This window comes from Nostocoides australiense Ben110 (assembly GCF_001050535.1).
GTDB classification, from domain to species: domain Bacteria; phylum Actinomycetota; class Actinomycetes; order Actinomycetales; family Dermatophilaceae; genus Nostocoides_A; species Nostocoides_A australiense.
Map to the genome: position 1 here is coordinate 4,059,349 of NZ_HG764815.1, position 10,049 is coordinate 4,069,397.

12 protein-coding genes are annotated in these 10,049 nt (G+C 67.2%); 5 read left to right on the forward strand and 7 right to left on the reverse strand.

What is annotated here, in order from left to right; genetic code table 11:
* Positions 1–362: MsnO8 family LLM class oxidoreductase (locus BN11_RS20060; RefSeq protein WP_048702070.1), on the reverse strand; the 362-nt coding region annotated here is incomplete at its 3' end.
* Positions 363–390: 28 nt separating this feature from the next.
* Entirely contained in the window at positions 391–786 is a 396-nt protein-coding gene (locus tag BN11_RS20065) for an MmcQ/YjbR family DNA-binding protein (protein WP_048700184.1), read from the reverse strand.
* Between the two features lie 112 nt (positions 787–898).
* Here BN11_RS20065 and BN11_RS20070 point away from each other — a divergent pair, with 112 nt between their 5' ends.
* Positions 899–1,804 carry an alpha/beta fold hydrolase gene (locus tag BN11_RS20070; RefSeq protein WP_048700186.1) on the forward strand — a complete coding sequence of 302 codons (906 nt, stop codon included), beginning with the start codon at positions 899–901 and terminating at the stop codon, positions 1,802–1,804.
* Here the strand turns inward: BN11_RS20070 and BN11_RS20075 are convergent.
* On the reverse strand, positions 1,797–2,189 hold the full coding sequence (locus BN11_RS20075) for a VOC family protein (protein WP_048700188.1): 393 nt from the start codon (positions 2,187–2,189) through the stop codon (positions 1,797–1,799). The two genes, BN11_RS20070 and BN11_RS20075, sit on opposite strands and share 8 nt — an antisense overlap.
* 71 nt (positions 2,190–2,260) lie before the next feature.
* On the opposite strand from BN11_RS20075, the gene tdh reads away from it, so the two are divergent.
* From tdh to BN11_RS20090, 3 genes are read left to right on the forward strand one after another with little or no spacing between them, the layout of a single operon-like run.
* A complete protein-coding gene (tdh, locus tag BN11_RS20080; protein WP_048700190.1) occupies positions 2,261–3,307 on the forward strand; it encodes an L-threonine 3-dehydrogenase in 1,047 nt (348 codons plus the stop codon).
* 5 nt (positions 3,308–3,312) lie between these two features.
* Positions 3,313–4,509 carry a glycine C-acetyltransferase gene (locus tag BN11_RS20085; RefSeq protein ID WP_048700192.1) on the forward strand — a complete coding sequence of 399 codons (1,197 nt, stop codon included), beginning with the start codon at positions 3,313–3,315 and terminating at the stop codon, positions 4,507–4,509.
* On the forward strand, positions 4,506–5,429 hold the full coding sequence (locus tag BN11_RS20090; RefSeq protein WP_235435566.1) for an oxidoreductase: 924 nt from the start codon (positions 4,506–4,508) through the stop codon (positions 5,427–5,429). The genes BN11_RS20085 and BN11_RS20090 overlap by 4 nt, the downstream gene beginning before the upstream one ends.
* Here BN11_RS20090 and BN11_RS23215 read toward each other — a convergent pair.
* Positions 5,413–5,670: a VOC family protein gene (locus BN11_RS23215; protein ID WP_157044304.1), complete on the reverse strand. Its 258-nt coding sequence runs from the start codon at positions 5,668–5,670 to the stop codon at positions 5,413–5,415. The genes BN11_RS20090 and BN11_RS23215 overlap by 17 nt on opposite strands.
* 582 nt (positions 5,671–6,252) lie before the next feature.
* Here BN11_RS23215 and erm point away from each other — a divergent pair.
* The gene (gene erm, locus BN11_RS20100) at positions 6,253–7,071 is read left to right on the forward strand and encodes a 23S ribosomal RNA methyltransferase Erm (protein WP_048700196.1); all 819 of its coding nucleotides are present in this window, start codon (positions 6,253–6,255) and stop codon (positions 7,069–7,071) included.
* Positions 7,072–7,149: 78 nt separating this feature from the next.
* Here the strand turns inward: erm and BN11_RS20105 are convergent, their stop codons facing one another.
* The 3 genes from BN11_RS20105 to BN11_RS20115 form a co-directional block, all read right to left on the reverse strand.
* A complete protein-coding gene (locus BN11_RS20105; RefSeq protein ID WP_048700198.1) occupies positions 7,150–8,277 on the reverse strand; it encodes a hypothetical protein in 1,128 nt (375 codons plus the stop codon).
* A gap of 1,108 nt (positions 8,278–9,385) precedes the next feature.
* Positions 9,386–9,709 carry a helix-turn-helix domain-containing protein gene (locus BN11_RS20110; protein WP_048700200.1) on the reverse strand — a complete coding sequence of 108 codons (324 nt, stop codon included), beginning with the start codon at positions 9,707–9,709 and terminating at the stop codon, positions 9,386–9,388.
* Positions 9,687–10,049: tyrosine-type recombinase/integrase (locus BN11_RS20115; RefSeq protein ID WP_048700202.1), on the reverse strand; the 363-nt coding region annotated here is incomplete at its 5' end. The genes BN11_RS20115 and BN11_RS20110, both read right to left, overlap by 23 nt.

Sequence of the window (10,049 nt, forward strand, 5' to 3'; positions counted from 1 at the left end):
GTGACCTGGTCGGTGCCCGGGGCGCGCCCGAGGCCCAGGTCGATCCGTCCCGGATGCAACTCGGCCAGGGTGCCGAACTGCTCGGCGATGATGAGCGGGGCGTGGTTGGGCAGCATGACCCCGCCCGCGCCGAGGCGGATCCGTTCGGTGCGGGCCGCGACATGGGCGATGAGAACCGCCGTGGCCGAGGAGGCGATGGCGGGCATGTTGTGGTGCTCGGCATACCAGATCCGCTCGAAGCGCCCGGTCGCCTCCGCGTGCTGCGCCAGTTCGACCGACTGCGCCAGCGCCTCGGCGACCGGCTGGCCGTGGCCCACGAACGCCAGGTCGAGTATGGACAGCGGGGTCCTCGAGTCGCTCACCCCGCAACCGTATGCCACGCCGGGGCGATCAGGTGGCGTCGAGTTCGCGGATGAGCCTCGCCGGCGCCGTGTTGCGGTATGAGGCGTCCAGGAGTTCTCGGACCTCGTCCCAGTCCGGCTCCCCCGGGGTCAGGTCGAGGGCCAGCCAACCGTAGGCACCGACATACGCGGGCACGTGGATGCGGGGGTCCTCCTCGAGCGCCGGCCGCTCCTGGTCGTCGGGAAGGAAGACGAGCGAGCGGCGTAGGGCCCACGAGTCGTGGTCGCCTTTGATGGCCGCGCCGTACTGGGCGAAGATCTTGACGGTGTAGAAGCTCGGCGTGCCGTGCGAGATCTTCTCCTTCGCCCCGGGCATGGCCAGCGCGATCCCGCGCACGCGTGCCAGGAGGGGGTCGTCCTCGCGATAACGGGGCGGGTGCGGCATACGGCCAAGCCTGCCAGGAGCGCGGGACCGGGCGCGTGTCGGGCCGTTGCGTGTGACGGGAGTGGCACGACGCGTCGAGCCCCACCCGTCAGGATGGTGATTGAATCGAAGGATGCCGAACGCCGAGGTCAACGGGACCACCATTTGCTACGAGGAGCACGGCAGCGGGGAGCCGATGCTGCTCATCATGGGTCTGGCGACCCAGATGATCGCCTGGCCGCCGGAGATGGTCAGCGCCCTGGTCGATCGGGGGTATCGCGTGATCCCGTTCGACAATCGCGACATCGGACTGTCCGGTAAGACTCAAGGACCCGCTCCCGTCCTGCGCGATGTGCTGCGCGGCGCCGCCTCGCCCCGGCTGGCGCGGCCCGACTACCACCTGGCCGACATGGCCGATGACACCGCCGCGCTCATCGCGCACCTGGACCTGCCGAAGGCCCACATCGTCGGAGTGTCGATGGGCGGCATGATCGCGCAAGAGGTCGCGATCCGACACCCGGAGCAGGTGGCGACCTTGGCCTCGATCATGTCCAACACCGGCAGCCGGCTGCAGGGCAAGCCGGCGGCCTCCTTCATGAACGAGTTCCGCAAGAGCTTCCTCACCCCGCGCCCCAGCTCGCGGGAGCAGGCCGTCGACTTCGCGCTCAACGCGTGGCGGCAGATCTCCGGTCCGCACTTCGACGAGACGGAGATGCGGCACATGATCGAGTTGTCCGTCGAGCGGGATGCCGAGCCGATCGGGCGGGTCCGCCAGATTCTCGCCATCCTCGCGGCCCCGGACCGCACCGCCCAGCTGCGGCAGCTCGACGTGCCGACCGTGGTCATCCACGGCCTCCTCGATCGCCTCGTCTCCCCTAGCGGCGGGATCGCGACGGCCCGGGCGATCCCCGGCTCGCGGCTGCTGATGTTCCCGGACATGGCGCACGACCTGCCTCGTCCGCGTATCGGCGAGATCGTCGACGCCATCGTCACCAACGCGCAGCGGGCCCCGATCGGGGCGACGCGCCGGGCTAGCTAGCGGCGGTCGCCTCGGGTGGCGCGTCGTGGCAGACGGCCTCGAGGTTGTTGCCGTCCGGGTCGCGCACGAAGGCGCCGTAGTAGCCAGGGTGGTATTCGGGCCACAGTCGCGGCGCGTGCAGGCTTTCGGCGCCCAGCTCCATCGCCTTGTCGTAGAAGGCGTGCACGGTCGCGAGGTCCGGCGCCGCAAAGGCTACGTGCATCTCCCGGTTGGGTTCTGCCCCAGGCCATTTGCTGATCCAGAACGCCGGCTTGCCCTCCGAGCCATAGCCGATGGCCGCCCCGAAATCCATCTCCCTGGAGTGCCCGAGAATTCCCAGGACGCCGTCGTAGAAGCGCTTGCTGGCCTCGAAGTCGGAGCAGTTGATCCCGAAGTGATCGATCATGGCTCCGATCCTCCCACCCCTGCGGGCGGCCCGCGGCATACGCTGACAACAGCCACCCGAGGAAGGATGCAATGCGCGCGCTCGTGAAGACCGGGGCCCACGCGGGCCTGGAGATGATGGACGTTCCCGAGCCACCCTGCGGGAGCCTCGATGTGAAGGTCCGGGTGCTGCGGGCCGGCCTGTGTGGCACCGATCTGCACATCCAGGACTGGGATGACTGGGCCGCCTCGACACTCGAGCCGCCGCTGATCGTGGGGCACGAGTTCTATGGCGAGGTCGTCGAGGTCGGAGAGGACGTGCCGGAGACCGCCGTGCGCGTCGGGGATCGCATCTCCGCCGAGGGCCACATCGTGTGCGGCCACTGCCGGAACTGCCGGGCCGGGCGAAGGCATTTGTGTATCAACACGATCGGTGTCGGCGTCAACCGCGACGGGGCATTCGCCGACTATGTCGTCATCCCCGCTATGAACGCGTACGTGCAACCCGAGGGCATGGATCCGGACCTTGCCGCGATCTTCGACCCCTACGGCAACGCGACGCACACCGCGCTGCAATGGCCCATGGTCGGTGAGGACGTGCTGATCACCGGCGCCGGCCCGATCGGGGTCATCGCGGTCGCGATCGCCCGGCACGCCGGCGCCCGCAATATCGTGGCCACCGACATCTCCGATTTCCGTCTCGACCTCGCCAAAGGCGCGGGGGCAGACCTGGTCGTCAACACTGCCCATACTCGGATCCGCGACGCGCAGCGCGAACTCGGGATGCGCGAAGGCTTCGACATCGCGTTGGAGATGTCGGGTGCACCGAGCGCCGTCCAGGAACTCATCGACAACATGAACCACGGCGGGCGGGTTGCCCTGCTGGGCCTGCCCAAGACCGAGTATCCGGTGGACTGGGGCAAGGTCATCACCCACATGCTCACGATCAAGGGGATCTACGGGCGCGAGATGTTCGAGTCCTGGTACGCCATGGGCGCGATGCTGCAGACCTCGCCGGAACTCACCCGCGCCGTGTCCTCCGTCATCACTCACCGGGTGCCGGCCGCGGAGTGGGCGCAAGCCTTCGACATCGCCCGGTCGGGGCAGTGCGGCAAAGTCGTCATGAACTGGAAGGACTGATTCGGATGTATGGCGCAGTACGCGACGAGATCCTGGCGACGCTCGAGGAGATCCGGGCGGCCGGCCTCTACAAGGCGGAGCGGCAGCTGACGACCGCCCAGTCGTCGCACATCGCGACGACGAGTGGGGAGGCGTTGAACTTCTGCGCCAACAACTATCTGGGTCTGGCCGACCATCCCGAGGTGCTCGCCGCTGCCCGGGATGCCCTGCAGGAGTGGGGTTTCGGAATGGCGAGCGTCCGGTTCATCTGCGGCACCCAGGCGCAGCACAAGGAGCTCGAGAGCGCCCTGTCGGAGTTCCTCGGCACGGAGGACACCATCCTCTACTCCTCCTGTTTCGACGCCAATGGCGGCATCTTCGAGGTGCTCTTCGGCGAGGGCGACGCGATCATCTCGGACGAGTTGAACCACGCCTCGCTGATCGACGGCATCCGGCTCTGCAAGGCCGCGAGATATCGCTACCGCAACGCCGACATGGACGACCTGCGCGCTCAGCTCGAGGCGACTCGGCAGTCCGGCGCGCGGCGGGTCGTCATCGTCACCGACGGCGTGTTCTCGATGGACGGCTCGTTCGCGCCGCTGCCGGCCATCTGTGACTTGGCGGACGAGTTCGGTGCGCTGGTGATGGTCGACGACTCCCACGCCGTGGGGTTCATCGGGCCCACGGGGGCTGGGACCCCACAGCACTTCGGCGTGCAGGAGCGCGTAGACATCCTCAGCGGCACCCTGGGCAAGGCGCTCGGCGGCGCATCGGGCGGATACATCTCCAGCCATCGTGAGGTGGTCGACCTGCTTCGTCAGCGCTCGCGTCCGTATCTGTTCTCCAATGCGGTGGCCCCGAGTGTGGTGGCGGGTTCGCTTGCGGCACTTCGGATCGCGAGCACCGCGTCGGAGGGGCGCATCCGGTTGACGGCCAACGCAGCCCTCTTCCGGTCGCTGATGGGCGAGGCGGGTTTCGAGCTGCTGCCGGGTGAGCACCCGATCGTGCCGGTGATGTTCCGGGGCGAGGACGGGGCGCGGCAGGCGACACAGATCGCGGACGCGATGCTCGCCGACGGCGTGTATGTCATCGCCTTCTCCTATCCCGTGGTGCCCAAGGGAGCGGCACGGATCCGGGTGCAGTTGTCAGCGGCGCACAGCGAGGACGATGTGCGAGCCTGCGCAGCGGCGTTCGTGGCTGCCCGTGATCGGTTCGCGGGTTGATCCGGCTGGGGGCGAAGGGCGAGCCGTCGGCGAAGTGGACCGCTGAGGACATCCCCGACCAGAGCGGTCGGGTGTTCGTCGTGACCGGGGCCAACTCCGGGATCGGCTTCGAAGCCGCAAAAGCGCTGTGCGCCAAGGGTGCTCATGTCGTCTTTGCTTGCCGCAATGTCGCCAAGGCGGACGAGGCGCGCGCTCTTGTGCCGGGCTCGCACGAGACTCGCGCCCTCGATCTGTCCGATCTGGACTCGGTCCGGGCCTTCGCCGACGGGGTGTCAGACTGGCGGATCGAGACGCTCGTCAACAACGCGGGGATCATGGCGGTGCCGCGGGCCACCTCGGCGCAGGGCTACGAACTGCAGTTCGCGACCAATGTTCTCGGGCACTTCCTGCTGACCAACCTGCTGCTGCCGCGGCTGACCGATCGCGTCGTCACCTTGTCCTCCGGGGTGCACCGGGCCGGCCGGCTCGACCTGGGCGACCCGAACTTCGAGGGTCGCCGCTACACGCCGTGGGCGGCATACAGCCAGAGCAAGCTGGCCGACCTGATGTTCGCCTACGAGCTGCAGCGGCGGCTGACGGCCGCCGGGTCGCGGCTGCGGTCGGTCGCTGCGCACCCGGGCTACACCGCGACCAATCTACAGTCGAAGACGCAGACCTATCAGGACCGAATCATGGCTGTGGGCAACAAGATCCCGCTGATCGCCCAGTCGGCGGCCATGGGTGCACTGCCGACCTTGTATGCCGCGATCGTCCCCGACCTGCCGGGCGGCACGTATGTCGGTCCGGATAGTTTCCGGGAGTTGCGCGGCCATCCGAGGCCGGTGGGGTCGAGCGCGGCGTCGCACGACCGAACGGCCGCCGCCGGGTTGTGGGACCTGTGCGAGCGGCTCACCGGGCAGCCGTTCACCGTCCCCACGTGATCGCGTGGTGCTCGAAGTCGGCGCCGGTCTGCACGGGGACGACGCAGAGCGCCGGCCGGCGGCATCGGCCATGATGGCGTATCCCTGCCTCTGCTCGGACCACACTCGCCCCAAGCTTCAGGACGCGCTCGACCTCGGCCGGCACGTCGTCGGTCTCGATGTCGAGGTGGATTCGCGGTGGCGTGCCCGCGCCGGTGCGCTGCAGTTGGAAGAGTTCCCTACCCGATAAGGGGGCGAGCACCTAGCAGGGATCCTCCCCCGGCGGCGCGTCTCCTTGCCCACGCTCGGACCCCGCGCCGCAGACCAGAAGGCGGCGGCTGCGGCATACGACTCCTGGAAAATGTCGACGAGAAGGACCCCGACTCGGCTGGGATGCACGCCACGACACTACGACGCGACACCGACATCTCCTCCCCGGAAATAGGTCCGCGGTTAGGACCCGTATGTGGGTCCAAACCGCGGACTTACTTCCCGGCAGCGGCGCTACTGGTAGGGGTGCACTATTCGGGGTGAGCACAGTTCTCCTTTCGCAGCCTGCGAGTTCTCGACCCTGGAATGACCGACGCGGCGTCCGCACCGCCGGGGGAATGCTCACAGGGAGGGCATCGTGTGAGCGCGGGCGGTACTTCAGATACTCGATGGGAACTTCCTGGTCCGTGCTCTAGGGTGGTGGGCATGTTGGTTCAGGGCACTGCCTCGCTGCGCCTGCGCAGCCGCTGACGGCGGCGAGCAGCACTTCTCTTCGTGACGCTCCCGCCCCCGGAGTCATGCCGGGCGGCCGCTATGCCATGCCCGGCTCCGCCACGAACAACGGAGCGAAGCAGTGCCCACCTACCGCCACGGCCGTCACGAGCACGGCCAGAACTACCTCACCGACCGCCAGACGATCCGACGCATCATCGACCTGGTCCGCGACACGTGCGGACCGATCTTGGAGATCGGACCAGGCGAGGGCGCGTTAACCCGCCCACTCCTGAGCCTTGGTAGACCCGTCCACGCCGTCGAGATCGACCCCCGTCTCGCCCGAAAGCTCAACCAAGAGCTTGGTCTCGCCACGATCACCGAGGGCGACTTCCTCAAGCACAGGATCCCTGACTATCCGCACGTGCTCGTCGGGAACCTCCCCTTCCACCAGACCACTGCCATCCTCCGCCACATCCTGCATGCACCCGGGTGGACCGACGCGGTGCTACTCGTCCAGTGGGAGGTTGCCCGACGACGGGCCGGCGTGGGTGGAGCCAGCATGATGACCGCTCAATGGTCACCATGGTTCGAGTTCACCCTTCACGGTCGCGTGCCGGCCCGAGCGTTCACCCCGGCTCCGGGAGTCGACGGAGGCCTGATGGCGATCCGGCGCTGCCCAGACCCGCCCATCCGCATGCGCGATCGTCGCCGCTTTCAGGCCCTTGTCCATCGGGTGTACACCGGTCCGGGACACGGATTGGCTCAGATTCTCGCTCGCAATACCGCCCTCGGAAGTCCGAAGGACGCCACGTCCTGGTTGCTCAAGCACAGACTCGCGGGATCCGACGTGCCCAAGTCGATGAGCACGATGGCATGGGTCGACCTGTTCCGCACGACGGGGACGTCTCCGCCACCGACACGCACCAATCGCGGTCAACGCAGCCGCCGGCGAGGTTGACGACCGACGGCGGGAGGCCTGGCGCCCGCGTGGATCCTGAGGTAAGCGCCTGGCGGTGTTCAACCCGACCAGCGTTCCTCACGCCGGATCCTGAGCTCGGCGCAGGACGACGTACTCAGTCCACTGGCGCTCGACCAGGGCAGCCCACTGGGAAGCGGTGGTGTGTGCCAGGCCGAGGTAATCCGCGAGTACGGGGACGGGCAGCTCCTTAGCGAGATGCGCGAGTGCGGCGTTCCTGGAAGGACGGACTCCGATTCCCAAGCACTGCTTCGTGCGTGCTGCCAGACTGCCGGGGTTGAGGTGTCGGCCGGGGTGTTGACCGGGGAAGAGCCAGCCGCTCATCGACTCTTCGGCCACTTTCCGCTGCTGCAGCACGAGATCCGCTAGAGAGTCAGGGAGGTGGATCGGCGTTCGCCCGACGATGAGTTCGACGCGGCCTTCATGTTCGACGACCTGTTCCACGCTCATCGTGGTCAAGGCGGTCGGCCCGAGGGCGAAAAGGAGAAGGAGGGCGCCAGCCACACGGATGTTTAACGGAAGTGAGGAGTCGACGATGCACCGGTGAAGCGTCTCCCAGCGCCGATCCGTGGGGAGGAACTCCGATGGCTGGCTATGTCGCCGCAGCGGTACCCGCAGCTCGTCCACCAAGCCTTGGCGATGGGCCCAGCTGATGAAGTCACGGATCTCCACGCGAGCCGGCGGTCCATTGGCGAGCCAACGGTCGAACCCCGACTGCGACAACTCTTGGAGCCCATGCCCTTCGGCTTCCAGCCACGACAGAAGGCGTAGGGCGAGGAGGAGACGTTCGCGTGCGTGATGACGAGTTGCCGGGCGGTGAGGGCGCCCCTTCGCCCGTCGCAGTACGTGCCACATCGCGTACCGTCGAACGATCGTCTGGTGCTGGGGCTGTACGGCGCCAAGTCGCTGGGTCAGCCACTCAAGGGTGTCGTCTAGTTCCGATGCACGACCTGGCAAGACTCCGGTGAACATGAGAAGTGCTCGAAGGAAGTTGGCGGCTGCGGTGTTGTTCTCGGCATCGAGCGCCTCGTGGCTCAGACCTTTGCCGTTGAGGAGTTCGCGAAGGATGGCCGCGGATCGGCTGCGCGTCCAGCCAATCGCGGTCATGGGGCGGTTCTCGATGTCGAAGTAGTCCAGCAGCGGTCTGAGGCTCTCAACCACATCACCGTCGCGTGAGATCACAGACATCAGTTCTTCCTGAGCGGTGCACCTCGGACATCGTCCACGAGAGTAGGGAGCAGCGAGGACACCGCAGGCGTGGCAGGTCCACGGGCGTCGTTGGCCCGCGCATGCACCGCAGATCCGGCGATCACCGCTGGCGATCCCGACCAGGGGTCTACTCTCGCCGCACTGAAAGCAAGGGTGAGGCTTGGTGCGGATCTGTTGGTAGCAGGCGCTGCACACAGGTCCGAGGGGAAGCTCGGCCCACACGGGCGAGGTACGACCGCACGCCCCGCAGGGTCGTTGCGGGCGACTGAGGACGTAGCAGGCGTAACAGAGATGCCCGCCATTGACCCGCCTGACTTTGGGCGACGTGCCCTTGCCACAGTCCCGGCAAGAGACCGGTCTCGGGTCCCAGCATCGGTCGCATAGTCGCTCCCCCCGTGGTCCCCGCCGGGGGACCTGCGCGTGCTCTCGACCGCAGTCAGAACACGCCTGCTTGTGGTGACGCTTGTAGCAGGCCCAGCACAAGGCACCACCGGCGACGTTGAGGCTCTTCACCGTGTGCGTGCGCCCGCAACTCAGGCAGACGAAGCTCTCCCGCGGTCGGCAGGTCTGGCACAGGGGCTCGCCACCTGGAGTTCGGGCTGCTACGGGGTTGACCCGGCCGCAGAGGGAGCATTCCTGGCGACGCGCCGGATCATGCCTGATGCACGCCGTGCAGACCAGGCCATCCGTGGAGTGGCGGCCGCCGACTGGCCTGATGCGGCCGCAACGCCCGCAGGGGACAAGCCGATTGGCGAGATAGCAGGTGCCGCAGACTCGGTCGCCGTTGGCGCCCCAGCGGTTGAGAACCACTTGACGCCCGCAACCCGAGCACTTGGCTGGGACGACGAGCCCTGGGTGTGTCTCGGCAAGGGCCTTGAGAAGGCGCAGGCGACTTGCAGGGCCGTCCGATCGTCCTGACACCAGAGCATCGGGGTGGCTGTCCAAGTAGCTGAGCAACTTGGCTTGGACCTTGGGGTACAGGTTGAGCCCACCGAGAATCTCGGCAACAGAGTCCCGGACGTCGGGGTTGTCCAGCAACCGACAGATCGCCTCGACCAGCCGTGGATCAGTCGGCCAGGAGAGCACGTCATAGACCCTTGGGCCGCCGGATTGTCGTGCGTCGAACGGGAGGTTGCTCACGAGCTGCCGTCGTGCCGGTCTTGGCAACCTCCCGATTCACCACCGACACGCTGATGAGGTCTCCCGGCCCACACCCGAGGATGTCGCACAGCGCTGCGAGGGTGTCCATGGACAGCCGCTGCGGCGGCTGGGTCACCAGCCGGTAGACCTGCTCCCGTGATAGATGAATGCCTCGCTCCTCGAGGAGTGGAAGCAGGTCGCTCGTTTGGAACATGCCATGCGTTGCCATGAGCTGGCGCAAGTGCCAGTCATAGCCCATCTTGCGGATCATGAGTGATCTCCCATCGGTGTCGGTCCCGGTCGATGACGCGCTGAAGCAGCCGATGCCGGTAATCGTCTGAGACGCCGGCGTAGACCGCTGTGGTGGAGGCGTATTGGTGGCCTACCTGGTCCTGAACGAAGCGTTCCGGGTAGTCGAACTCGATCAGGTGGGTCACGTAGGAGTGGCGGAGCGAGTGCAAGTCCAGTTCTCCGGGCAGGCCCGCTTCCTCGCGGGCGTCGTTGAACGCTCGGTTGATCGACCTCAGAGAGAGACGTCCAGCTCGCTCGGAGAGGAACAGCGCAGGGTGGCCCGTCGGCCCGAACATCGGTCTCAGTTCATCGATCCACTG